This window comes from Flavobacterium piscis (assembly GCF_031457575.1).
Classification (GTDB): domain Bacteria; phylum Bacteroidota; class Bacteroidia; order Flavobacteriales; family Flavobacteriaceae; genus Flavobacterium; species Flavobacterium piscis_A.
The window spans coordinates 55,686-82,240 of record NZ_JAVDWQ010000018.1; the positions used below are offsets into that span (position 1 = coordinate 55,686).

Annotated in this window: 15 protein-coding genes; 3 read left to right on the plus strand and 12 right to left on the minus strand. The window is 33.4% G+C overall.

Features of this window, described 5'->3' with window-relative positions:
• Positions 1–3: 3 nt before the first annotated feature.
• The 11 genes from J2W48_RS19730 to J2W48_RS19780 all read right to left on the minus strand — a co-directional run bounded on the left by J2W48_RS19730 (position 4) and on the right by J2W48_RS19780 (position 21,219).
• Complete coding sequence (locus tag J2W48_RS19730) at positions 4–4,890, minus strand: hypothetical protein (protein ID WP_310283513.1); 4,887 nt, start codon at positions 4,888–4,890, stop codon at positions 4–6.
• 155 nt (positions 4,891–5,045) lie between these two features.
• The gene (locus J2W48_RS19735; RefSeq protein WP_310283514.1) at positions 5,046–6,008 is read right to left on the minus strand and encodes a hypothetical protein; all 963 of its coding nucleotides are present in this window, start codon (positions 6,006–6,008) and stop codon (positions 5,046–5,048) included.
• Positions 6,009–6,084: 76 nt separating this feature from the next.
• A complete protein-coding gene (locus tag J2W48_RS19740) occupies positions 6,085–8,001 on the minus strand; it encodes a hypothetical protein (protein WP_310283515.1) in 1,917 nt (638 codons plus the stop codon).
• A gap of 6 nt (positions 8,002–8,007) precedes the next feature.
• The gene (locus J2W48_RS19745; RefSeq protein ID WP_310283516.1) at positions 8,008–9,189 is read right to left on the minus strand and encodes a hypothetical protein; all 1,182 of its coding nucleotides are present in this window, start codon (positions 9,187–9,189) and stop codon (positions 8,008–8,010) included.
• Positions 9,190–12,021, minus strand: a complete 2,832-nt coding sequence (locus tag J2W48_RS19750; protein WP_310283517.1) for a leucine-rich repeat domain-containing protein — start codon at positions 12,019–12,021, stop codon at positions 9,190–9,192.
• Between the two features lie 8 nt (positions 12,022–12,029).
• Positions 12,030–13,187: a hypothetical protein gene (locus tag J2W48_RS19755; RefSeq protein WP_310283518.1), complete on the minus strand. Its 1,158-nt coding sequence runs from the start codon at positions 13,185–13,187 to the stop codon at positions 12,030–12,032.
• 18 nt (positions 13,188–13,205) lie between these two features.
• Positions 13,206–14,366, minus strand: a complete 1,161-nt coding sequence (locus J2W48_RS19760) for a hypothetical protein (protein ID WP_310283519.1) — start codon at positions 14,364–14,366, stop codon at positions 13,206–13,208.
• 207 nt (positions 14,367–14,573) lie between these two features.
• Positions 14,574–15,593 (minus strand): hypothetical protein, encoded by a 1,020-nt coding sequence (locus J2W48_RS19765; protein WP_310283520.1) that lies wholly within the window; start codon positions 15,591–15,593, stop codon positions 14,574–14,576.
• 2 nt (positions 15,594–15,595) lie between these two features.
• Positions 15,596–15,979: a T9SS type A sorting domain-containing protein gene (locus tag J2W48_RS19770; protein WP_310283521.1), complete on the minus strand. Its 384-nt coding sequence runs from the start codon at positions 15,977–15,979 to the stop codon at positions 15,596–15,598.
• Positions 15,980–16,291: 312 nt separating this feature from the next.
• Positions 16,292–18,886 (minus strand): T9SS type A sorting domain-containing protein, encoded by a 2,595-nt coding sequence (locus tag J2W48_RS19775; protein ID WP_310283522.1) that lies wholly within the window; start codon positions 18,884–18,886, stop codon positions 16,292–16,294.
• 143 nt (positions 18,887–19,029) lie between these two features.
• The gene (locus J2W48_RS19780) at positions 19,030–21,219 is read right to left on the minus strand and encodes a glutamine synthetase III family protein (RefSeq protein WP_310283523.1); all 2,190 of its coding nucleotides are present in this window, start codon (positions 21,217–21,219) and stop codon (positions 19,030–19,032) included.
• A gap of 425 nt (positions 21,220–21,644) precedes the next feature.
• Here J2W48_RS19780 and J2W48_RS19785 point away from each other — a divergent pair, with 425 nt between their 5' ends.
• The 3 genes from J2W48_RS19785 to J2W48_RS19795 all read left to right on the plus strand — a co-directional run bounded on the left by J2W48_RS19785 (position 21,645) and on the right by J2W48_RS19795 (position 25,870).
• Positions 21,645–22,661, plus strand: a complete 1,017-nt coding sequence (locus J2W48_RS19785; protein ID WP_310283524.1) for a glutamine synthetase beta-grasp domain-containing protein — start codon at positions 21,645–21,647, stop codon at positions 22,659–22,661.
• 286 nt (positions 22,662–22,947) lie between these two features.
• On the plus strand, positions 22,948–23,916 hold the full coding sequence (locus J2W48_RS19790; RefSeq protein ID WP_310283525.1) for a TerC family protein: 969 nt from the start codon (positions 22,948–22,950) through the stop codon (positions 23,914–23,916).
• Between the two features lie 163 nt (positions 23,917–24,079).
• A complete protein-coding gene (locus J2W48_RS19795) occupies positions 24,080–25,870 on the plus strand; it encodes a T9SS type A sorting domain-containing protein (protein WP_310283526.1) in 1,791 nt (596 codons plus the stop codon).
• Between the two features lie 71 nt (positions 25,871–25,941).
• Here the strand turns inward: J2W48_RS19795 and J2W48_RS19800 are convergent, their stop codons facing one another.
• Positions 25,942–26,469 carry a hypothetical protein gene (locus tag J2W48_RS19800; protein ID WP_310283527.1) on the minus strand — a complete coding sequence of 176 codons (528 nt, stop codon included), beginning with the start codon at positions 26,467–26,469 and terminating at the stop codon, positions 25,942–25,944.
• Positions 26,470–26,555: the final 86 nt, after the last annotated feature.

Sequence of the window (26,555 nt, forward strand, 5' to 3'; positions counted from 1 at the left end):
TAGTTAAATTAAAACCCCACTGTTTTCAATAATTTCTAATAGTATTGCTGTCTCATTACCATTCGCAATAGATGCTTTCGCATGTTTAAGTGCTTCTTTGGGTTTACCCAACTTGTAATATATTTCGGCAATATTGGCTATATAAATTGGATCTGTAGGAGCCAATAAGGCCGCTTTATTAAAATAAGCCAATGCTTCTTCGTATTTCTTTTCAGTATCCAGTGCGCAGCCACTTAGGTTGTACAATTGTGCCTGTGCACCCACATCGTGTGCTACTTTTTCCATAAAATATTGCTGTTGCGCCAAGTAAGCAGGAATGCCCTCTCTTAGCCACAACAATCTTGCTTTTAAATAATGTACTTGTCCCATTGTAGGATCCATTATTAATACGGCATCTGCTTTTTGTTCTGCGACATCAAAGTTTTGATTTTTCAGATCGTTCCATGCCGCCTGCAACAACGTGTATTTGTTTTTATCTTTTAGTGCCGGGATGTCAAGTTTGTTACGGAATGCCTCTTTGTTCTTATCAACAGCAAGCATCAATGGTTCTATCAAAGAAGCCATTTCCGGTTTTTTCTGTATATGGTTGTAGGTGTAGCATATAAGTTGATAAGCAAATTCGCGATCGTTTTCATACGATTTATCCAGAGGGATATTTTCCTCCAAACGTTTTATATAGTCTGTTTTAAAAGCGTCACCAAAACTTAGCGTACCTTGTTCTAAAAGTGTTTTTATAGTCTGTTTCCAGGATTCACTAAAGAGTTCAGGAGCTTCTTCCAAAGGCCACACTGACCCGGAAGGTGTCTGGTAATACTCAATCAGGCGTTTCACTTTTGCCTTTCTGTATAATTTTACCAGAAAAATGCTTTCATCTTCGTACTCTCCCTCCTCCTCTTCAAATATTTGTTCATATTGTTCACGTTCTTTTACAGCTCGCAACAATTTGTTGTTAACTATTTCGGGTATTTGCTCATACCCAAGCTTATTTAAAAGCGCATAACAAAAAACGAGTTGTTGTTCTGCTTCAATTCTAAGATTGTCATCTGCTGCTTTTTCATAGGTTTCAAATTTCTCTAATAAAACTGCTTTAAAGGGCTTGATAACTTCAGGAGGAAGAGTGGAGAGATCAATATCTGTGGCTTCACCAACATAGGTATTATAGGAGAAGCCAACCTCTAGCAGTCTTCGAATATGCGTGGCAATAGAAGGGTGGTTGTATTGCTTATACCTGTAGGCAAGACGTGCCTGCAATTCCGGATTTAACAGTTTATCTAATATGGAAAGTAAAAAGAACTTTATTTCCTCATCATTTCCGAAGTCCTCCCACAAATCGTGATAGTCGCTCAAGAATTTTGATATTAATAGCTCGTCATAATGCCCATCATCCGGCATAACATCCAGGTTGTAATGCAGATAGCCGAACTTCATCCCATTGAAAAGAATGTTTCTGACAAGAACTTTATCGGGAAGAAAACACAGGATTTTAAACGCTTTGAATTTTAAATCATTCGTCTCCGGGGTATTTGCCAGAAAGCCTTCGGGGATTTTATTTGCCTCTCCCTCTGTTTCTGCTTTCGGTGTATAATCAGGATCAACAATGTATACAGGAGATGAATACATTATTGGCTCCACTTGCTCCTCAGCAACATCATCTTTAGACAAATTTGTTTTCACATCGGGTTCTTGATGCTCAGCTGTGATCTCAGCAGACCCTTCAGGCATGGTAAACTTATTGGTTAATTTGGGAACAACCTTTGGTATAAATATTTTCATATTTAAAATACCCAAGAGCTCTTCTAAAAGTGCCTTGCTTTCTGAAATTTCTTCGATGAGCAGATCAATTCGATTATCATTCTTGCTAAGGATGATGTCTTTTATTGATTCTTTTGGTTTTTGAGTGGTATTGACCCTAAATGGCTTCCATGGTTTTGTGGGAAAAAATAAGTATGAAGTTTCTTTATCCGTTAATGCAAGCATGTGCCGAGCAGCATGTTCCTCGAATCTGCGGTCCTGTAAGAGCTGCTTTATGATAGCCTCGCCATCGTATTCAAATTGCATTTTTGATGAGCCAAGTGGTTTCTTTAGTTCCACTTCGTAATACTTGTATATTGCTAATGAACTGGAAATAATGGGTAAGGCCTGTACTTCGATGCTATCGTTGTGAATTGTTAAACTAGAACTTTTATGGAAGAAAATCTTGATATGATTTTGAAAAAGTGGTTTTTGTAAAACTACTTTCCCGATACTAAATGTTGGATATTCGTCTACGATGAATTGAAAACAATTTTTCACCATTGTCTCAACTGCTTTGTGTATATCTATTTTTTCTATGGCTGGACTTGACCCCTTCTCCCAAAAAATGATTTCATCCTGGGTATAGGAGATCAACTTTTCTCCAAAATAGGCGGTAGCTATGTTATAGATTGCACATTCGTAATCGAGAGTTTCAGCGTTTAGACTTTCCAGCCAGTTAGTGTAAACTGGTGTACCATTTTCAAGTTTCAAGGTCGTAAATAGAAATTCTGAACCTGTACTTATTATTGGCACTTTAGGTTTTTCCACGAAATAATAAGTTGATGCGAAATCATGACCCACATAGCTGATCCACTTTGGTTCCGTAGGGTCTTTAATATCATAAACCGATCTGCTCACCATATAATGGTCAATAAATTCTACGTGCATACTTTCGGGCGTAGAATCTTCTTGTATCATCGATAAACAAACAGGATTTTTTTTGTCTGAAATGTCAACCAAAAATAAGAAACCTGAACCAGCTCCGACAACAAGCAGGTTATGGCGCACTAGCAAATGGTAGCTATTTCTGATATACAATGAATCGGAGACCACTGCTGCGTCTGGTTTATTTAATTCAAAGATCTCCAGATATTCATTATTGCTGGCAAATAAATATCCATCTGAAATCGTAAAGGTTTCGTATTTCGCTTTAGATTTTTTGTTTTTGTAAACAATATTATCTAACTCAATTGATTTTTCTGATATCTTATACCTTGTAATCCCATTTTCCGCATCTGCCATGTACACAATACCATCTAAGTATAGGCACGATCTTACTTTACTGGTTTCCGGGAGGGATATTTGCTGAACTATTTCCACCAAATTATCAGAGGAAATTTTTGCCAGGACCAGTTCGTAGCCATTTTCCTCACGAACAGCAACAAACGACTCCGCACTGAGTGGATAGACCCACACGTTATCCTTAAACTCGATTTTATGGTTTACATAATAGCTATGATCGTATGTAGATTTCTCTCTTGTAACCTTCTTCTTTTGGGATGTGTCCAGCGAATGGTTTTCTACATGTTTGTCGAATGCGATTTTTAGTTCGTTTTTTTGCTGTAACTCCTCATATGCTTGCATGATGTAATCAACATGCTTTAGTTCCTGCTCCAAAATTGCTTTCTCAAATGTATCACGGGTAGGTACCGATTGCAGGTGTAGCAAGGCTTTTTCTCTCTCGTTCAGAAGCGAATAAACTTTGGTGCAAACAACAGATACTAAATAAGTATCGCTGCGATTGTTGGCATTTAATTGTGGTGTGATTTTTTCTTCAATGCTTTTTAATGCATCAACGTCCAGAGGTTTGCGAAGCAACCATAGAGTGTCTAGTAGCTCAAGGGTAATTTGTTCAGATTTAGAGTCAATACTGGAGTGAAGTATACCATATTTTTCTTTTTGATGAAGAAACAACATCGCACAAAGGCATTTGATCTTTTCATAATTGGCGAGTTTTAACGCATTTTCATAGATATCCAGGGACTCTTGAAATCGCCCGGAATAAAAAAGTTTACTTGCCAGGAAACGTGATGCACGTTCAGATTGATCACTGGTTTTTGGGATTTGTTGAAGATAATATCTATAAGCAGCTTCTCCAAAGTTGTAAATTTTTTCGAAGTGTACGGGGTAAATCTCCAGGTTATATTCCAAAACTTTATCAAGCCACTCTTGAAATTGTTCATTCTCAGTTATCGGGTGAGGAATATTTTTAGGACTGAATATTTTATCTGGAAATTTGCTGAGAAATTGCCCGAGGGCTTGTAAAAAATCCTCATCAGATTTATCCCCTTTTTCAACTTTGGTGATGCCAGGTGCCAGCGTCCAGTTATGGAACTCATCATTTAGCCTGAAATGTATTTTTTTATCCTCAAAATAAACAAAGGCTATATCAGAAATGTCATAGCTGTAAACTTCTGATTTCTCACTATACTTTTCTAGTTGTGTGCCCTCTACACAAAATAGCCGGATGCCGCTTTCAAGAAAACGTAAGTAGTGATCAGAGTTCGTGTAATTAGGCAAACCAAGTTCTACTTTATAGAAATCACCTTTTCCACCCTCTGGGTTGTTGAAGGCATGCAGCAATAAATCATCCTCCAGATTGTAGGTTAATTTGTGTGTGAAAAAGCCAACAATATTCTTAAAGTCGGCATGTGAAAAAGAAATGGCAACATTTGATAGAGCAGTTTCAATCTGGGAAAGAAGCTCTTCCCTCAAGCAAACTAAAAATGCTAAATAAGCTTCCTCAAGAATTTCCAGGTGCTTGAAATCAATAGCAGGAGGCGTTAAGAGATATTTTTTGTCAATCCCTTTCGCGATTTCTATATAAGATGTGTCCAGGTCAAGCTGCCTTTCCAATGCTTCATCTGCTACATCCAGCCATTTCGAGATGTTGATTTCACCAATAATAGGAGTGTCATCTTCATAAAAATAATCCCTCCATTCGTCTAAGATGTATACCCGCAATTTTTCATAGGAACTATCCGGCGAGAGTATAAGCATTCGCAACGAGTCAGGATTTATACTTCCCGAAAGAATAGCTTCCTGAATAATATGCTTTAGTTCACTTTCTATTTCTGATTCAAGATTTAGCTGCATTTTTTTTGAATTATATGTTTTTTAATTTAATTTAATAGAAAATAAAAGCGTGGCGGACGCTAAAACCCTCTATTGACCATTTCTTTTCTAATACATTACTAAAAAGAAGAAAGATGTTTAATTTATGATCGCAATATTTTTATTTTATCATTCTATCAGTAGTTTGCTAAAAAATTTAATTTCTTATACTCCTCGCTAATTGAACTTTCTTTATTATCAGGACAATCAATGAGTATCTTATCTCTGTTAAAAAGTTTTATACCGCCATTTGGGTAAAAATGAAGCTGTAACGTTTTTGTTTGTTTTACTCTGACCTTTAAATTATTTACCAAATATTTTTCCTCTTCAACACTAAGTTTCTCAAATAGAAAAGGAATTTCTACCGTATAATATTTACCCTCTGCAAACGAAAACCAGGATAGTAACAGCAAATTTGCATTCAGGGGAATCTGCACCAACTCTCTAAATCCTTTTTTGTCATAATATTCTCTGTTTTTTGTTTTCAGTGCAAGAAATTCTTTTTGGGAGTAGTACTTTATATTATTTTTGATTTTTATATCCGAAGACTTTCTATTTAGGGTATTTACAAACTGAATGTTATCTATGGATACAAACAATTTTAAATCAAAATCGATTGTCAGGATAACGTTTACAAAATCAATTTCCTGTGAACTTTTTACATAGTAGTAATAACTTAATCTCTGAATATAATACAACAGCGGTAACCCAAACAAAATCAGGAGCCAGGAATAAAAATGAAATATATTGAATTCATTATTTTTCTGATATACAACCAATAAATAAAATCCAAAATTGGCGATCAGTAAAACAACTAATATGATTAAGAAAGAAACAAACCGGAATAAAACCGAACTAAATCTTAAATCATCCATATTGTTATTTAAGATTGTTATGAATCTTTTTAAGCCTTTATAAAAATAAGTGGCAACAAAAGCAAGAATGATATTAAAAATAACTGTTGCTTTTGTTCCTAAAAAATACAAAATCGGATAGGAAATATAGGAAGCTATCCCCAGGGGTAAAATAATATAACTCAGTAATGCCTCAAAATTAAAACAAACAGGCTCTACTTTTTTATATCGTTTATATGTTTTCATATGATGATATCATTCAATTTGAAACCAAATTTATAGCAATTGGTTTTCTCAGACATCACTATTTGTAATGATTTTTCTACGAATAATGCAGCCCGCCGCTTTTTAAAATAGCCGCTACTATTGCTGATTCATAACCAATTTCTTTTGCTTTGCGTGCAAACTTTACGGCACTTTTGGGATCTTTTAGCTTACAATGCATTTCTGCCCTATTCGATAAATATATTCCTTCTTTTTTATTGGTAAGAATGGCTTTGTCAAAAAAAGAGGCCGCCTCCTCAAAACGAAGTTCCTGATCTAAAATGCAGCCGTAGCTGTTATAAATATGAGCCAGGGCTGCCGGTTCATGTTGGGTTTTAGCAATAAAATAATCTTTTTTGGCATAACACGCTTCAAAACCTTCTTTGTACCATACCAGTCTAGCTTCTAGAAAATAGGCAAAACCAAACCTCGGATCTATTGCTTTAATTTTGTCGCATTTTTCCTGAGCCAGATCATATTGTTTACTGGCAACCAAATCCCACGCTTCTTTATACAAGGTTCTTTTTTGTTCATCTTCATTTCTATCCAGAAGATGGTCTGTCATGTCTTGGTGGCGATCCTTTTTAATTTTAATTTTCCAATCATTAAATACCACTGTTTTATCATTGGATGCAATACTGAATTTTAAACTTGTTTCTGGCGAGTTTTCAAAAATAAGATCAAACACAACAGGAATTTCTTCATTTCCTTCAGTTATTTCTAATATGGCGTGATAGAGTTTTTGATAATCGATGAATAAGATCAGCCAATCGCATAAATGATGTCCTCTGTACACAATTTCAATTTTTCGCGGCAAAAATCTTAATGCTGCAGTTTCAATCTCGTTTATTTCTATTTTGTATTTATGAAATAAAACATCATATATTTCCAGATAATTTTCCCCTTTAAGCCCCGTAACATTGAAACTCCAGGGAATCTGCTTGTTATTTATTAAAAAACGTTCCTCTATTCCGTTAGAAGCTCTTATTTTTTGAATTAAATCCGAAAATGCTTTTGGATCTTTGTAATATTCATGCGAATCGCGGTGGAACTCTATTTTTTTATTCCGTTCTTCATCACTAATAGCAGCCGGAGCACTCTCGGGAAGATCAATTAATATCGTATCCTCATTGAAAAGCCGAATTCCTCCATTGACATGAATGTGTAACTTTAACGGTTTGGTTTTCTTACCTCTCAGAACTGCCGATACATTGGTAGGATATTTTTCCTGTTCAATAACCAGTTTTTCAAAAGGAAATGGCACTTCTATATCATAACATTTGTCTTCTATAACGGAATACCAGGACATAAAAAGCACATCTGCTCCAAAAGGCATCTGAACCCTGCCGCTAAAAACATTTTTTTCTAAATAATTTTCAATGGACATATCATTTCTCAATTTGAACAATTCCTCTTCCGAATAAAAAGTGAGAGGCTTTTCTAATTTAATATCTGACATGGTACGATTTGAGGTGTTTACAAACTGTACGTGATCAATAACCGTAAGTAATTCCCTGTCATGATGCACAGTCAGATATACCTTAAGATAAGTTACTGCCATAGACCGTTCCCTAAAATAATAGCGGCTATATTGAAAAACATAATATAAAATTGGAGCTCCAAATAAAATAGCTAACCATATTTGGAAGTAATGCTCATTAAAAACACCCGTATCTTGATAGACTACCAGCGCATAAACTCCGTAATTCACAAATAATAATAAAGCGGAAGTAAGTATAGTGCTAATTAATAAGCTAAAAGGTACTTTTGAGTATGAACTACCTAAAGCATAAATATAAAGGTTAGCACAAAAAGAAATAAATACATTAAACAGAATAGCGACTGTAGTATTAAAAAAATAAAGCAAACAATAGGTAATAGCAGAAGCGATTAGTATAGGTATAATTAGAAAAGCTAATTCTGTACTAAAATAAACTTCTTCTGTTTTTTTATAAAAGCTGCAATTTTTTTTCATTTTTAATTATTTAATTTCAGTAAGAACATCTAAATCTTCAATCAAATTAGGTTTTGTCGGCGGATCCCAAGATCCCTGGATTTCAGGCTTTGCTATACCTGTTTTTTTGTTTACTACATATTTTCCGAAAGAATACTGATTTTGTAAGTCTATAAAATAATCTTCTTCTCCCTCATAAATTATATTTTCGGAATCAGAAAAAAATCCACCGAAATTTTTATTTACAAATTCAATTGCCTTTTTGTCTTCTTTGGTTTCAATATAAAATTCAGTTTTAAAAGTATCATCAAATGGTAAAATTTCATTGGTATTTAAATTCACTGTTATATCGTATGAAGAACGTTTTTCAGGATCAGTACCTAACGGAACATATCGTATAATTCTTTTAAATTCGACCAGTGTATTTTTACTGTCACCTAATACCGAAATTGCATAATCATCAAAATTCAAAACCAATAGAGGGTGCTTTTTTTTAAGTGCAGCAATTGCCATTTGAATAATTTCTTTTTTTGTTTTTTGCGAAATTTCATCTTCGTCAGAAAGTTTTATTGTTTCTTCCCGATCATAAATTGATTCCAGTACAGGTTTGACTCGATTCACTGAATAGGAACCTTCTATTACACCTGATTTTAAGCCTGTTTTTTTATTGATAAAAAACTTACTGAAAGAAGTTTTACTAGTATTGCTTATCCAGTAATGATCTTCATTTTCAGTAATGGTAATATCAAAATCGGACTGCCTGGGGAAATTCGCTTTTTCTTTTATGAAATTCAGCTTCTTTTTATCCTCTTCTGAAGGAATATAAAATGTAAAATTATATCCCGATTCGAATGGCAGAATTTGCTTTGTAACCAGGTTTACGGATATGTCATAATATTGATATGGCTCAGTATTTAGCGGAATAAAGCGGATGTATCTTCTAAATTTTACTAGTATTTCTTTACTGTTTCCCCAAGCTGTACCTTCAAATTCATCGAAATTGATTATTAAGGAGGGTTGTTTCTCTTTCAGGATTTTTATTGCAATTTCTATAAGTTCCTGTTTGCTCTTCGATTTCAAATATTCCATATTATATGTTTTTGTATGTTGGGCAAATGAAATACAGGTATTAAAAATCAAAATCAGCTTTAGGAAGAAATCAATTTTCATTCTGTTGCTTTTCCCAAAAAAAGTATCGTATTTTGACATTTATCCTTCTTTGATCACTTCTAAAAATTCCTCATCCTCCCAATATTTTTCAAAATCCGTGTCATCCAAAAATTGCTGTTTTGTTTTTCCTAATTTAATCGCTTCCTTAATGTACAGCAACAAGTCATCCCTTCTGCCAAAATGAGCAAGTCCACAGGCTAAATTAAAAGCAAGCAGGACTTCGGTTATTTTTTTTAACTGCTGAACTTCATTAAAAAGCAAATTAAAATAAGGTTCATCATTTAATTTTATGGACGCAATAATGTTGTAAAATAAAACGCTTTCTTCTGTTGTTTCTTTAACTTTAGGATACAAAGCTTCAAAAATCTGTTTCACTTTTTCATATTTTCCAGAATCTACCAATCCATAAGTATTAATCCTCAAATCGACATAACTGATTTTTCCTTTCATTTTTAAAGCGACTGCTTTTACGGTTTCGAGCGTCCAGCTGATAGCTTCATAATCCCAAGGGAATTTTGCATCTTTAAAAAAATAATAATTTAATAAACTGGTTATTTGTATATTATAAATTTGGTCAAAACTCATATTACAATGTTTTGCCATAAAATTTTCATATATCTCAAGTTCTGGCAAGGGGGAATTTGACTCTGATAATTGTTTAATAATACGTCTTACTGTATTTGTCACATCATAAGTATCAAGATTATTTTCCTCTAATTGGGCTTTCAGAAAATCAATAATTTTTTCAGGCGTTTTTTTATTTTTATGATACTGAAAAATAAGAACATCTGGTAAATCGTTTTCTTTTACCATGAAATTCAGTAAAGTTATCAGACTTGATTCAGGCAAAACTGTTTCTTGGGCAGCGCGTATAATCTTCTCAAAATCATCCTCATTAATATCTTCCGATGTTTTTTGGTTTATAAATTGGTCAATAACAGCAGGGAAATTGTCTTCGTTTAAATTTTCTAACAACGTAAGCCATTCTTCCTGTTCTTTGCCTTCCTCTTTTTTTGCTAAAATCAAATTTTTAAGTTCAGGCGAAGCGACATCTTTTATTTGTTGCAATAATGCATCAAAATATTTTTTCCCAAAATAAGTCCTTGCTTCCTTTTCATATTCAAAAAAAACATTCAATAGTTTTTCTTGTAATTTTATGTCTGTTGTATTTTTAAACGCTGGAACAAATAGCTCATCCATAGCATCTCCACCTTCGCTATTTAGCATATCAGTCGATGCTTTTTTGAGAAGTTTGTAAAGCGCTTCAGAAGTAAATTGCGCAAATAACGTATCAATCAACTGATCATGGACAGTACAACTCCAATAGCGGTGTCCTGCATCATAATATTTACAGGCTTTATTGAATTTCTTAATGATTTTAAGTTGCGTATCTATATTTTTTCGATTTATCACTTCTTCCAAAACAAGTAACGCTGCATTATAATTATCATCCCCAACGGATTTAAAAGTCATTCCAAAAATAGTAACAAGTGATTTTTCAGAAAGGCTTTTAATATGTTTTTGAATAGCACTGTCTAAAACTTCAATATCCGTAATTTCTTCTTCCTCGGCTTCATCATCAAAGTAACCAGCCAAAGGATTGTTCTCATCACTATAATTGGCATCTACATGTTTGGATAAATGAAAAATGCTTTCTTCAAATTGCAGAAGATCGTCTGTATCAATCTGATTAAGAATTACATTAATTGGAAGTAATTTATTAAATTTCTCCCTTTTTTTCCAATTTTTAATTATTTCTTCATCCGCTTTCAGTTCTTTAATCCCTGTGTGATTATAAAGTGGAGAAAAATCTTTGATGTAACTGCATCCTCTTATATTTAAATTTTCTAATAATTCTAAAGAAGAAATTATACTGATTGATTTATTATAATTTGATGAAATACTGAGTTTTTTTAATGGTAATCCTTTTAATCCTTCTAAATCTTTTAAATCATAGCTAGTTTCCAGATCCAGTTCTTCCAGCATTGAAAAATTTGAAAAACCATCACAATTCTTTAAAGCCGAATATTGTAAATTCAGTTTCTTTAATTTTTTTAGGGGTAAAATAGGTGTAATATCAAAAACGCCGCAAACACCTAAATTTAAATCTTCCAGGTTTTCCAGTTTTCCTATAACATCGGGTATCGGTTTTAAATATATTTTTTTTGCCTTAAAGTAACCAGAAACATCCATACTAGCTCCGTTTAAGGCACTATTTAGATTCAGTTTCTTTAGTTTTTTTAAATTACTTAAAGTATCAGGTAATTTCGTTAGAGGCTGCTGAACTTCTAAAATTTCTAAATTTTCTAATTGGGCTATCTCTTCAGGAAAAGTATCCATACTAAGGCCTCTTAGATTTAATTCTTTCAGCTGTTTTAAATTGCTAAAAGAATTGGGCAGGTCGTTTAATCCGCAGGAAACCAGATGCATCGATTCTAAAGAGGTTAAATTTCCTATTTCATCTGGTAAATTTTGATTTTCTGAATGACTGCCCCAAACCTCCATTCGCTTTAAATTCGGAAAAAGTGCGACAATATTTCTTGTATCGGCTTCTGTATTTTTTACAACAATATTCAATTTTTCCAAATGGTGCATTGGCTGCATTTTAGTAAAATCACAATAACTCCAAAGCGTTAATTTTTTAATATGAACAAACTTTTCAAGATTATCGGGCGTTTCATATAGTTGTTCCCTGGATTTTCCTGAAAAGTACAATTCAGTAATATTCGGATAGTCATTTATAGCAAGTGGAATTTCTATTTTATCGGTATAATTATCAAATCTGATTTCTGTAATTTCATTCAAATTGGGAAGTTCAGAAAAATTAAATTTTTCCTGGGCTAAATCTATGGTTAATTCGTTTTGTTTCATTTTTATAATTAATTGTTATCAGTTTCATAGACATTGTCATCAATAGCAAATTTTTGCTTGGCACGTTGTACAAAAACATTGTCATTTTCTGCGCCAAGTGCCCTTTGTGTTGGGGTTAAGTTTCCGTTTAGCCAGATCATTCTTTCTGTTTGATCTACAGGAATAAAATCTGATTCAAGCCTTTGAATCGCTTCGTTGTAGATTTCCCATATTACAGGATCTTTTTCTTCTTTTTGCTTTTCAACAAGTAGTGGCAGTGCCTCTTTACAACCTAAATCGGTTAAAGCAAAAACAGCGAATATGAGATTTTCATTCTCGTTATTTTGTAAATAAAGAAGCGGTTCCTTTGTATTTTTTTCCAAAAACCATTTAGTGTACAACGTTTGATGTACAAAAACACTGTCTTCATAATGTTTTCCTGTTTCTGTAATTGCCTTATGCAGTACAGCAGTATAAAATACCGTTTGAAAATACGTTAACTGGATAGCAATAAAGCCGGAAGCCTGATTCATTGAATAACTTCTTTTCTCATCACTGCTGAACGTGTAAATTTCAAAAACTATATCAGCAAATTGTTCCCTGTCTTCTTCCTTAAAAGAGGAGATTGCCTGTGCTAATTCCAATAATGTCTCTGCATCAGGATCTGCATTTGCTTGTTTGCCGTATTCAATTTTTTCTTTGGCATACACTTTAGCATATTCAAAAGCCGTTTTAAAAAACACATCTACTTCTTTCTTAAACTTTGGATTGTAATACGCTTCAACCAATGCGTAAAAAGATTGGCTGTTTACATATAGTTGTTGGTCAAATAGAAAATCCCCACCTTTCAAAAAATCAGTGGCATATCCTAAAACTTTTTGAAATGCTTCTTCATCATCAAGAGCAATCATTACATCATAGCGCCTGTCCAGATAATAATCTGCAATTTCTATAATTTCTGTACACAGACTTCTGCTTCTGGAAATATTGTATGCTTCTAAAGCCTGATTAAAGTAGGTGTCTATTAGCTCATTAATAAATGATGACAAATGACCCCAATATTCTACATCTGGGAAATTACGACTGAAGTAAGTTCTGATTTTATCTATGATTAATTTATACTCTTGGGGATGCTCTTTTGCAAAATCTGTTACCTCCCGATTAATTATTGTTTTAAAATTTTCCATTTTAATGTTGTTGTGCTTTTAAAATTTTAGTTCTTTCAATGTTTCTAATTTCAATGCCTCCTTTTGGGATATTATTTTAGAATCTTCATATTGGATGTAGTTGTAATAACCTGATTCTTTTGCTTTTTCTATTAAAAATCCTGTAATGGCGCTGCCTTTTTCATCTCTATATAATGGTATAGTTGTTATACGTTTGTCTAATCCAATAATCAGAGAATAATCATTATTTCCTGCATTAGAAAAGTAAGGCAATAACTGGCTGTACATCCTTTCAAAAATGCTGCTGATTATATTGGGATTATTGCCATAAGCTTCTTCATATAATTCTTTATTAGATTCCTGAGAAGTATATTGTCCCACAATAATTTTATCATTTGTTAAAAAATAAAACAGCAATCCGGGAGATGTTTTTGTAATTTTAGATAGGTCTGTATAACTAAAGTCGTATTTTAATATTAGTTGGTTTTCAACCTCGAACAGAATACTTCCATTTTCCGGGTTTTTAAACTCGACTGTAATGCTCCTGTATTTATTATCAATAACAGGATCTTCAACGTTTGGCATGACTTCTTTATAAATTTTATAACCGTTTGGTAAAAACTTAAGCTTGATAAGCTCTGCATAATGCATCGCCATAATCCAGATATCAACATCTGTAATTTTTCCATCTTTATAATATTCAGACGCTACAAGATGCGAACTTCCTAACTTAGTCTCATCACTATGAACCAATCCATCCTGAGGTTTGTTGTCTTTAAAGGTTGTCTTAGTAAATTTTAAATTAAATTCCTGTCCTTCAGAACTTATCAAGTCCAGCAATGAGCAAGTATATTGAAAGGTGAAAGTTCCCTTTTCGTAATAATCTATAATTGGAATTTCTAATTCATTTTTATAAACAAAGTAACCATCAAAAGGATTTCCGCCTTTGTACTTCCCAACTAATGGCCTGATTCCTTCTACAGAATAGCGGTAGTGTGTTGCCCAAATTAGTTTTCCTTCCTTATACAAATGCCTGTAGTCAACAATACCATCATAAGATGTGTGAATTAATTCGCCTTCGCGTTGCCCTGCACTATTTAATTTTTCCTGATCATACTTGTATTCCGTTTCCATATTTTTATTTTGAGAGTTGATAATTGTGCTGTTAAAAAGCAAAAAGAGTAAAAGGAGCTTTTTCATTTTAAAAAAGAGTTAAAACAATTACTTTTTATATGGAGTGACCAGACATTTCCATTATCCCGGTTGCGAAGATGACTGGCATTTCCAAAAATTATGATTTCCTTCAAATCTTCGAGTCGTTCACTTTGAGGGTCTATTTTTTTTATATCCAGATAGCAATTATAAAATTCCGGTGTATCCTGAATGGTTAATTTTAAACCTGTTTTACTAAAATTGATATACTGTTATGTCTTGCTGCCAGCTTCCTTCTGAAAAATGATTATAAAACAAACACAAACCACTTCCTTCTCCAATAATTAGGGTTTCTACTATCAGTAGACAATTATTATCCATGCCCGGGATTATAGTGTAGATTTTATAAATCTCCGGAAAATTGAATAGTAGGTCTTTAAAAGATTGAATAGTCCCGCCTGCTGTTATTCTGCCAAATAAAGGTTCTGATAAACTTCTGTCAGAATTGGTGTGATCTGCTCCGGAAAACCAAACACCATCCTGAATTGTTTCTCCATTTTGAGTTTTAAAAAACGGAACAATTGTATGAATTGGCTGTAAACTTTCAGAACCAATGTGACCAAGACCCTGATTCCACATTAATTGATCATCATTATTATATTTTGAAATACCAAAATCCTCTAACACATAATAATTTTCCGGATTTAGATCTGAATCAGGAATAGAATGCCTGATTGAGTTTTGATAGGAATTATATAAGTCATCCTCAATAAAACCAGAACTTTCAATCGTTATTTTTCTTTGCCATGGTTCCGGAAAGTAATCATCATGGCCTCCACAAGGAACACATTTATACCAGCTTCCTTTAATTAAAAGAGAACCATCATTATCCGCTTGTATTGTGCTTATTTCAGTAGCATATCCGGTATCAAATTTCTTAGACATTACAATTGTCTTATCTTTAAATAAGGCTAATGCAGCTCCTGAATACAAGCTCGAAAATTTACTTCCTAAGAGATAGGAGCCATCATTAAGACTATAAATACAATTCCATTTTAAGTTTTTTGATAATCTGTATTTGTTGATAATCTGTAGTTTATCAAATACAACAATCTGTTGGAATAGGGATTTATATTCTTCGGTATCCCAAATAGTTAAAAGAGCAGCATATTCATTGTCGAAAGAACTAATTCCTGTAATTTCTACATGATGGATGTCCTTAAATTTTTCTTTTAAATTTATTGACCTGATTGATATGTTTAATTTCTTAATCAATTCTAATTAATGATGATTTTTCGTTTGGCAATTGTTTTTCCACTCTCCAGAACTATAAAATAAACGCCTTTTGATAGCTGCGTTAAATCCATTACATGGTCTTCTCCATTCGTCAAAATCACAAATGTTTTTTGCAATCTTCCTGAATTATCATAAACAGTTATTTTGTCTAAAACTGCATTTTTAATATTTACAAAACCTTTTACACTATTTGGGTTAATAAGGATGTTAGCAAACAGACAATCATCTTTTGAATGTAAACCGATTTCCTTATAATCTGCTGTTATGTCTTTATTAAACTTTAAAGTTGTCTCTGTTATAGTTGTATATTGACCATAATTGGATACACAGAAACAAAGAAATAAAGGGAGTAAAAGATTTTTCATTAAGTAAATTATAAATTAGTTGCAATCCGTTGGGTGTAATTGTTTTTTGGTGATGTTTTTTTAATAAATACCAAATGAGTTAGTTATATTAAAGTTTTATCATAACAATTTCTAATTTCCTAAGAAAAACAGATTACTAACTTTAATATGTCTGAGCAAATTTAATTTTTACCAAAACGAAAGGAATCACTATAAATAATGATTTTATATCTAATCTGACAGATACGTGGCATCAGACACAATATTATATACAGAAAATGGGCTATCTAAATAATTATTAGGTAGCCCATTTTACAGTATAAACCTGAATGTTTAATTTTTAATCAATTTCGATGCATACGTATTTTTATCGCTTATCACTTTTACAAAATAAAGTCCCTGAGCTAAGCCTGATACATTGATTTTTTCAATAGCATTTTGAGATAAGAAAGATTGCGTTTTAACAACCTTACCTGCTGAATCTGAAATTACCACTTCTGAAATTAGCTCGTTCAAAACTGCAACAGTCAATTCATTGGCTACAGGATTTGGATACAGTTCAACATTACTTTGTATTTCTGCCTTGACATCATTTGTAGTTGACGAATCTATTTTTTCCTGTGATAATCCATTTAGGATAGCATCAATAATTGCTGCCTTTTGTTGTTCTGTAATGCTACCGGTATTTGCATTTTTCGCTGTGGTATTAAAAGTTAATTGGTAGGTAAAATCACTATCATAACAATCACATTCCGGTGTGTACATTCCAATTATATACAATTTGTTATTTACAAAAGTATAACCCGGAAAAGTAGTGGTAAGATCCCAGGCTGTAGCCGATGAAGTTCCTGCAAATGGAGGCAGGTTACTTCCGGTATTATTTCCGTGGGCAAAAGTACTCCAGTCAATCACAATAGAAGGATATGAAGTTACTTCAGCTACATACCAATGGTATTTTCGACAATCTCCTTTAATACTGTCATCTGTTGTCGCTATACTATTAACCGATGCAATAATTGCATTATTCGTTCCATTATGCTGCACGGTAATGGCCAGCCCCGGATCGCTTAAAGCACCTACATAAATATCATCAATTGCCAGGTCATTTCCATCACCATTTCCTGTTTCGTCAAGATAAATTCGAACGGTTTCGCTGGCTCCTGTTGCTGTAAAAACTACATCTATATTTTGCCAGGCACAAGCATTAGTTGTAGGCATATTTACTGTAAACACAGCTGAGCTGCTAGTTCCCGCTTCTATTCTAACTTGTGGGAGAATATCAAAAGTACATTGTTTCATATTCTTGAAATTGGCACAAAAACGATAGTTCACTCCTCTTCTTAATCCTGTTATTGTTTGCTCCCAAACCACAGAAGAACCGGATTGTTGTGTTTTTCCGTTAACTGTCAAATATTTAGTATTTGAAGCATACGCTACTGGATCTGCACAATACGAATGATCTGTTACTGTTGCCCCAAAAGCTGCTGCGGAATTAGTAACATTGTATTGTCCGGGATAAGTAGATGCATCTAAAGTATAAGTACTGGAGAAACCTGTATTTCCAGCCTCAAAATTACCATTAACGACCAAATTTTCTGAATCACAGCAATAGGAACCTAAATTATTGACACAAAAACAGATGTCATTATTAAAACCTGGCGTTTGCCCGTATTGTATCCCCAAAACAGGATTTGCAGAATACTGAACAACTGTTTGTACATTTCCGTTTAGGTCAGTTAAATTAAAAGTCAGTTTTGCCACTACATCATAACAAGTACCCGGCATTTGATTTGGAAAATCAGTTGAGGCTACATCAACAGTATAATTGGAACCTGCAACTGTGGTAGCGGCTATGGTATTCAATAATGTTCCGTTTTGGTAAATCTCAAAACTAATCTGAACATTGGTAGCCTGAGCAGGAACAGTAAATGTCCCATTAAAAGTCTGCTTCGGCTCAATACAATCCCGTCCTTTTAAATCTAAATCAATAACTCCCTCTGAAGTATTTTTACAAGTCGTACACGTATCATCAATATAGGTATATCCATTATGGGCACCCGCGGAACAATCCGAGTTAATAAACATTATCACCACTTCTCTCCCAATATGGCTTGATAAGTCTAAATACGTACAACGCCAGTCTCTGTAGTACTTCACTCCTTCGGTAGGAGAATTAGTTGCACTGATAAAAGGATTAGACGGAGCTGCAATATCTACCATTTTATCAACAGTCACTCCAGTCATATCTACCGCTTCAGCAACAAAAAAAACTTCAGAACCGTTTGCGCTTCCATTTGCGTTAGAGTGACTCTTGTCCATCACCATAGCATATTGAAAATAGTATTTTGCATTTGCTGCTGTCACAACAAAACGTTTCGCAATACCTTCTGCTCCGTAGCCTGGCTGGTCATTTCCTAAACGAAGTGATTGAGTTCCGGAGGATCCCGGGGCTGTTTTAGACATCGAAAAAGAAGGGCTGGAAGCCAATAAAAGGGCATCTGTGCCTGTTGTTTCGATTGAAGTAAAATTCTGTCCGTATCCTGTACCAGTAAAAGGCAATGCCGAAACACCGGGGTTTAATGTTAAGCCATTTTCTATCGGAAGGGTTTGAATTCCGTGTTTCAGGCTCAAACCCGTCCATCCGCTATAACCGCTTTCAAATCCCGAGTTGACACAAGGATCTTTAGACACTTTTATATTTTGTAAAATTGATTGGATTTGTGTAGAAGATTTAATAGAAAACTCTGATTGATTTTTGATAAATTGTTCAATATTCCTCGCTTTAACTTCTTTAGTCCAGCTTACATCATATTCATAATGCAGTTTAACATTTTTGACAGTTATTAATGTGTCCTGATATTTCTGTGCCGAAACAGAACAACACATTAAAATGAATAATCCCGTAATTAGATGTACAATTGTTTTCATAATAAAATATTTTGAGGTTAATAAAAATGTATAAACACACACCTCTATATCAGATTTCATTTACAATTGTTACCCCTAAACTTGAAAATAAAAAAAATGCCTCTCCAAAACCGGAAAGGCATTTAAATAGTACAGTAACTATTTTATTTCGTGAGCAGCAACTCCCTGTATTTAGTTAAAGTCCAGGTTTCATCATCTACTAATAATTCTAATTTATCGCAGTGATTACGAATATCTTCAAAATAGGGTATTACTTTATTGCAGTATGCTTCGGCCATTAGCTGAGCATCGGTTAAATGATTTGCATTTCTTCTTTCGTTGGTCATGGCCAATACTTTTGAATTGATTCCTTCAATATGGCCTGAAATTTCCTTAATCAGAACAATTTGCTCTTTGGCAATGGTTTCAAATTCTTTTCCAAAAATTTCTTTTAGCCCCTTTACATTTTCAATTAGGGTATTTTGATAACGAATGGCAGTTGGAATAACATGATTTCTGGCAATATCCCCTAAAACCCTTCCTTCAATCTGGATTTTTTTAGTGTATTCTTCTAATTCAATTTCATAACGTGCTTCAGCTTCCACATGGTTCAAAATTCCCATTTCGCTAAATAAATCCAATGCCTGTTTAGAAACTTTGGCTTTTATCGCTTCCGGAGTAGTTTTAAAATTACTCAATCCTCTTTTGGCAGCTTCTTTTTCCCAGGCCTCACTGTAACCATCACCTTCAAAAAGAATTTTTTTGGATTGTTTGATGTATTCTCTTAAAACATTAAAGATAGCATCATCTTTTTTCATGTCTTTCGACTCGATTAAAGAATCAACTTCAATTTTAAAATCTTTTAATTGTTTCGCTACAATTGTATTCAGGGTGGTCATGGCATTTGAACAGTTGGCACTTGAACCAACAGCCCTGAACTCAAATTTATTACCTGTAAAGGCAAAAGGCGATGTTCTGTTTCTGTCTGTGTTATCCAAAAGCACATCCGGAATTTTACCTACTACATTCAGTTTCAGATCTGTTTTTTCTTCGGGAGATAATTTTCCTGTAGTAACGCTTTCCAATTCAGACAAAACTTTCGTTAATTGCTCACCAATAAAAACCGAAATAATTGCAGGAGGAGCTTCATTAGCACCTAACCTGTGATCATTACTTGCCGTGGCAATAGAAGCTCGCAATAAAGTTTCATATTCATTAACCGCTTTAATTGTATTGATGAAAAAGGTTAAAAACTGCAAATTACTCATGGGTGTTTTGCTCGGACTCAATAAATTAACTCCGGTATCAGTTGCCAGAGACCAGTTGTTATGTTTTCCTGAACCATTAACACCCTTAAACGGTTTTTCATGGAATAAAATTTTAAAATCATGACGTTCGCCTACTTTTTGCATCACATCCATCAATAATGAATTATGGTCTACTGCCAGATTGGTTTCCTCAAAAATTGGGGCCAGCTCAAACTGGTTGGGCGCTACTTCATTATGACGTGTCTTTACCGGAATTCCCAACAACATACATTCCTGCTCTAAATCACGCATATAGGTTAAGGCACGGGTTGGAATAGAACCAAAATAATGATCGTCCAATTGTTGCCCTTTTGCAGATGTATGTCCTAATAATGTTCTTCCTGTCATCATTAAGTCCGGACGGGAATTAGCCAGTGCTTTATCGATTAGGAAATACTCCTGCTCCCACCCTAAAGTTGCCGTTACTTTTTTGACATTTTTATCGAAATATTTACATACTTCCGTTGCTGCTTCATCCATTGCAGAAAGGGCTCTCAATAACGGAATTTTATTATCCAGGGCTTCACCCGTGTAAGCAATAAAAACAGTTGGGATACATAAAGTAGTTCCATAAATAAAAGCCGGCGATGTTGGGTCCCATGCGGTATATCCTCTGGCTTCAAAAGTATTTCTGATACCGCCATTCGGAAAACTGGACGCATCAGGTTCCTGCTGTACCAATTGTGCACCACCAAATTTTTCTACCGGATCGCTTCCGTCATAAGAAGTCTCAAAAAATGCATCATGTTTTTCTGCAGTAGTACCGGTAAGAGGCTGAAACCAGTGTGTATAATGCGTAACTCCTTTTGCCAATGCCCACTCTTTCATTCCCATAGCAATGTAATCCGCCAGCTTTCTGTCTATTTTAGTTCCGTGCTGAATAGCATCCCTCACTCCTTTTAATGCATCAGAAGTTAAATATTGCTTCATTGCTTTTTCATTAAAAACATTAGAGCCAAAAAGGGTAGATTTCCTGTCTATTTCTTCAAAATGTATTGGCTTTCTTGCAGAAGCTTCTTTCAAAGCTTGAAAACGTAATGTTGACATGTATATATTTTTTAAATTGTACTTATTTTTCAAATTTGTAAAAACAAATATAAACAATTAAAAAGCCTGTTTAAAAGATCTTTTTGAGAATTTTGAACGATGAGGTTTTCAATAGATCAGACATTTTTCGAAGAATAATGAATTAGTTTTAGAGAAATATAACAAATTCCTACAGTATTATTCAGGAAATAAACAATTCTTAATAATTTAGTAACAAATAAAATCGGAAAACGTATAAAATAATTACGAATTTATTTTTTAAACGTGTTAAAAATTGCCTTTTTACAAATATACCCCTGTCAAAATTGCGCTTATGCAAAAAATAAACGTTCCATAAACAAAATGCCCCCCTAATTTTTACGACTAAAAAAATAAATCTATATTTGGCACAACGAAAAAAACAAAAAAAATTAATTTATATTATTATGGCTAAAATTAAGTTAGAGTACATTTGGTTAGATGGATATGAACCGACTCAAAATCTTAGAAGTAAAACTAAAGTTGAAGAACACGAAAATTTCAAAGGAACGATAGAAGAACTTGGAAACTGGTCATTTGATGGTTCATCAACAAAACAAGCCGAAGGAGGTTCTTCAGATTGTTTATTAGTTCCTGTTGCAATTTATCCTGATCCAACCCGTATCAATGGATATTTAGTAATGTCAGAGGTTATGTATGCTGACGGAACACCACACCCTTCTAACGGTAGAGCTACAATTGATGATGATAATGATGATTTTTGGTTTGGTTTCGAACAAGAATATTTCATCATGGATACTAAAACTTTATTGCCTTTAGGTTTCCCTGTTGGAGGATATCCTGCTCCACAAGGTATGTACTACTGCTCTGTAGGCGGAAAAAACACGCACGGAAGAAAATTAGTTGAAGAGCATGCTGATTTATGTATTGCTGCAGGACTAAATTTTGAAGGTATTAACCAGGAGGTTGCCTGCGGACAATGGGAATTCCAATTATTTGCTAAAGGTGCCAAAAAAGCAGGTGATGAAATCTGGATCGCAAGATACTTACTGGATCGTCTGACTGAAAAATATGGTTACTATATCGAATATCACCCAAAACCACTTGGAGATACAGACTGGAACGGTTCTGGTATGCACGCCAACTTCTCTAACAATGTATTAAGAACATGTGGGGATCAGGCTACTTACGAAAGAATCTGTGAGGCTTTCAGACCTGTAACTGCTGAACATATCGCTGTTTATGGTGCTTACAATGACTTACGTTTAACTGGTAAACACGAAACTGCATCTATCCATGATTTCTCTTACGGAATTTCAGATAGAGGAGCTTCAATCAGAATCCCGCTAATTACTGTTCAAAAAGGATGGAAAGGCTGGTTAGAAGACAGAAGACCAGCATCAAACGGTGATCCATACAAAATTGCTGCAAGAATTATCAAAACTGTAAAATCAGCATTATAATTCAAATTTCAAATTATATATACAAAAGTGCCCTCTTAATTGATGGCACTTTTTTTATTTTCTAACTGTACCTTCTTTGCTAAAAGTAATACCTCATGGTCTGTCGTTCCTCGTTTCCCGGATGACAAAATTTGCGGTAAATTTGTAAATCTTTTAGTATTTCGGCTTCGCCCAATGTAACATGCAAAACTTAAACGTTATCTAAATTTTAAAAACAAGTTTCTTATAATTAATTTTTAAATTAGGCTTCAAAACCTATCTTTGCAAATCATTTAAAAAAACCATCATGATAGTCTGGATTTTCTTTTTATTGGCCGTAGTTTTTATTCTTGCTTTAGATTTAGGTGTCTTTAATAAAACCCCTCATATTATTAGCACAAAAGAAGCCAGCAAATGGACATTGATTTGGGTAACATTATCGTTTCTTTTTTCTGGCGTTATTTATTGGCTTTACACCACAGATTATATTGACAATCCTGACAATCTAAAACCTGCTGTAGCTTCTATGAAATTCATTACAGGCTACTTAATAGAATTATCTTTAAGTATTGACAACATCTTTGTGATTGCCATTATTTTTACTTCTTTCAAAATACCACAAAAATACCAGCATCGTGTTTTGTTCTGGGGAATTCTTGGGGCCATTGTTTTCCGGGGTTTAATGATTTTCTTCGGGGTAATGCTTATCAATAAATTTACCTGGACTACTTATTTGTTTGGCGCTTTCCTGATTTTTACTGCCCTAAAAATGTTATTCTCTTCAGAAGAAGAAGATTTTCAGCCTAAAAATTCATTAGTATATAAAGCTCTTGGAAAAATTATTCCGATTACATCACACATGGACCATGAAAAGTTTTTTATTTTAAACGAAAAAGGAAAAAAAGCCGCTACTCCATTATTCGTAGCTTTAATTGTAATTGAAGTAATGGATGTTTTATTTGCTGTAGATAGTGTTCCTGCAATCTTAGCAATTACATCCGACCCCTTTTTAGTATTCAGCTCGAATATTTTTGCCATTCTGGGATTACGTTCCATGTACTTTTTCCTTGCTAATATGCTGGCTAAATTCAGTTATTTAGAGTATAGCCTGATCGCTATTTTAAGCTTTGTTGGACTAAAAATGCTTCTTCATGATTTTATTCATCTTCCTGAATGGGCTTCTTTAGGATTTATTGCCCTTTCGCTTTTGATAGGAATTTTAGTTTCCTTAAAATTTGGAGAGGAAAAAGAACTTACTGATACAAATGAAGAATAATTTTTTCTAAAAGTATATTCATAAAAAAAGGAAATCGCAAGATTTCCTTTTTTTTGTTTTACCATCTCAATAAGCAAATAAAATCTTATAATTTACATTAAAAAAACAAACTATACACTGATTTTGTATTACTTTTACCTCATTAATTAAAAATATTTTTATTATGAGAAAAAATTACAGTTATCTTCTTATTCTGCTCTTCTTAACTATTTCAATGTTAGGGCAGAAAGTTACATTGACCCCTACACTTGTTAACGGAGTAAGCTTTAGTAGTGGTTCTATTAATTTAGCATCCGTACCTAATTCTACTATTTCATTATCTGTAAAAGTAGAAGTTCCATCTACAACCGTGGGAGATCAAGGTACTATAAAAATTTACTTTTCAAAAGGTACAGCATTGGGATCAAATATTGCTATTGGTGGTGATGGCGGTGCATTGTATTTTGGAGGAGGGAAAACCGCAACGCGAAATTTTACTATAAACTTAAATTGGGGAGATTTTTCAACCTCTGGCGGTTACATTTATGCAGAATATAAAAATAGTACTACAGTAGTTTATAAAAGTTCAAACATTTCTGTAATAAAAAATTCGACAATGACTTCAGGAACAAACTTAAATCCTCCTGCAGATGCTCCTAACCCAAAAAATATTGTTAACACGTTATGCTGTAATCAAACCATTAGATTAGGGGACAAACCCGCTCCAATAATTGGTTCACAACATTTAAATCCTTACGAAGGCAAACCATATGGTATCAATCAACGATGGAGCGTAAATGCTAATAATATTGTTTTGAGCTTAGATTACATAAATAAAATCTTAGATTTAGATTACATCACAGAGTTAAAAGACCTGACAATTACTAGAGAGCTTGGATATTTATATGGGGGTGAGTTTCCCAATAAAAGTAACACTGTTACAATTAAAGTAGTTCCTTCTCCAATACTTAAAAATGAAATCTCTATTGATACACCAATAAATTCTGAAGGTTATTACGAAATAACAGACACGAATCCTAAACAAATTTCTGGAACAATGTATGACTCACAAGTAAATTTAAATATCCTACAAGATCCTTTCCATATTCCAAAAAGAGGTGATAGTAGTGCAAATATTGAAAAATTTGAATGGGAATATACTAAAACAAATGCTGGATTAGGAGGAATAAAAAACTGGACAACGATTAGTGGAGAAAATGATTATTTCCTAAAATCTTTTAACCCGTCAGAAATTTCAAATACAGAAGATAATTATTACTTATTAAGAAGAATTGCTATTTATCAAAACATAAAAAGAGTAAGTAATACTTTAAAAATAGTATTGCGAACTATTCGTCTTAACAATACTATTTGTTGCGATCAAAAACTTAACATATTATCCTCAGAAGAAATAGAAAAGCCTTCAATAATTATTGGCTCAACAGCTGTTTCAGATAAAAATAATATCTTATTATATCAATGGCAACAGAAGCGTATTAACAATAGAGAAAGTATTGACACCTGGTCAGATATACAAGGAGCAAGTTCTAAAGATTATTTACCTTCTGCCTTAAAATATGTTTTAAACTCTAGAGGAAGTTCAATTCAAGATTATAGCTATAGACGAATAGCTCGGGCAAGTCACTATGGTGGAGAAACATCTTATAGTAATGAAATAAGCGTAAGTCCTTCATATGACAGACCTTCATCATCATCCATTATTGTTTATCCAAATCCAGCAACGTCAATTATAAATATAGAAAACAAGGAAAATGTTTTTAGTGCAATAGATACTAAAATAAGCATTGTGAATATAAGCGGAATCGAAGTGAATTCTAATAACTTTACATTCACAAATCCAAATTTAATAAGCATCAATATTTCAAATTTAATTTCTGGAACTTATTTTATTAACATTCAAACTCTTGTAAATGGAAGAAGAAAACTTCTACAATTTACGTTCATAAAGAGTTAATTTTAGTTCATAAAAAAAGGAAATCGTAAGATTTCCTTTTTTTATGAACTATTAATTAAACTAAGTTAGAATCAAAATTTAATATCTTGTATTTGATTTTCTTTAAAATTCATCTTAGTCATTACATCTAAATAGTTGTTTTTATTAACAGAAGCAGCAAAATCCGCCGGTACCACAACTATTCTAAAAATCTGATTTAATCGATACGAATTTAACACACTTCCAAGATCATTACCATTCAAATAAATATCAACGTATGATTTAGTAAAAGTATAGTCAAAAGAAAAATTTCTTGTACCATTATCAAAATAATAAGTCTCTGGTAAGAATTCCCAAACATCTCTGCCATTTTCTACTCCTCCTAAACGGTAAACTAAAACAACATCAGATTCAACTAATGTTACTGGGAAAGTAAATCTAACTCTATAATTATTAGCTGGATTAGAACTAGCAACAAAATTATAATAATTTGGTTCAACGTTTTCATAAACTGTACCTACTATATTATATCCTGGTTCTCCCGGAGGCCCTTCTGGTCCTTCGCAGCTTGAAAACACTGTTAATCCAACAACTGCGAAAAGTATCAATATCTTTTTCATAATTTTTTTATATTTAAAGTTTATACATAAAGGTATTCCAAAAATTAAACCAAAAAAAATAATTGAAGTCCTTTTAATTGATTTTT

Coding starts and splice junctions, on each gene's coding strand:
- J2W48_RS19790 (WP_310283525.1), top strand. CDS start 22,948: ATGATAGTCTGGATTTTCTTTTTATTGGCCGTAGTTTTTATTCTTGCT.
- J2W48_RS19800 (WP_310283527.1), bottom strand. CDS start 26,469: ATGAAAAAGATATTGATACTTTTCGCAGTTGTTGGATTAACAGTGTTT.
- J2W48_RS19735 (WP_310283514.1), bottom strand. CDS start 6,008: ATGAAAACATATAAACGATATAAAAAAGTAGAGCCTGTTTGTTTTAAT.
- J2W48_RS19770 (WP_310283521.1), bottom strand. CDS start 15,979: ATGAAAAATCTTTTACTCCCTTTATTTCTTTGTTTCTGTGTATCCAAT.
- J2W48_RS19795 (WP_310283526.1), top strand. CDS start 24,080: ATGAGAAAAAATTACAGTTATCTTCTTATTCTGCTCTTCTTAACTATT.
- J2W48_RS19760 (WP_310283519.1), bottom strand. CDS start 14,366: ATGAAAAAGCTCCTTTTACTCTTTTTGCTTTTTAACAGCACAATTATC.
- J2W48_RS19755 (WP_310283518.1), bottom strand. CDS start 13,187: ATGGAAAATTTTAAAACAATAATTAATCGGGAGGTAACAGATTTTGCA.
- J2W48_RS19745 (WP_310283516.1), bottom strand. CDS start 9,189: ATGTCAAAATACGATACTTTTTTTGGGAAAAGCAACAGAATGAAAATT.
- J2W48_RS19730 (WP_310283513.1), bottom strand. CDS start 4,890: ATGCAGCTAAATCTTGAATCAGAAATAGAAAGTGAACTAAAGCATATT.
- J2W48_RS19750 (WP_310283517.1), bottom strand. CDS start 12,021: ATGAAACAAAACGAATTAACCATAGATTTAGCCCAGGAAAAATTTAAT.
- J2W48_RS19740 (WP_310283515.1), bottom strand. CDS start 8,001: ATGAAAAAAAATTGCAGCTTTTATAAAAAAACAGAAGAAGTTTATTTT.
- J2W48_RS19775 (WP_310283522.1), bottom strand. CDS start 18,886: ATGAAAACAATTGTACATCTAATTACGGGATTATTCATTTTAATGTGT.
- J2W48_RS19785 (WP_310283524.1), top strand. CDS start 21,645: ATGGCTAAAATTAAGTTAGAGTACATTTGGTTAGATGGATATGAACCG.
- J2W48_RS19780 (WP_310283523.1), bottom strand. CDS start 21,219: ATGTCAACATTACGTTTTCAAGCTTTGAAAGAAGCTTCTGCAAGAAAG.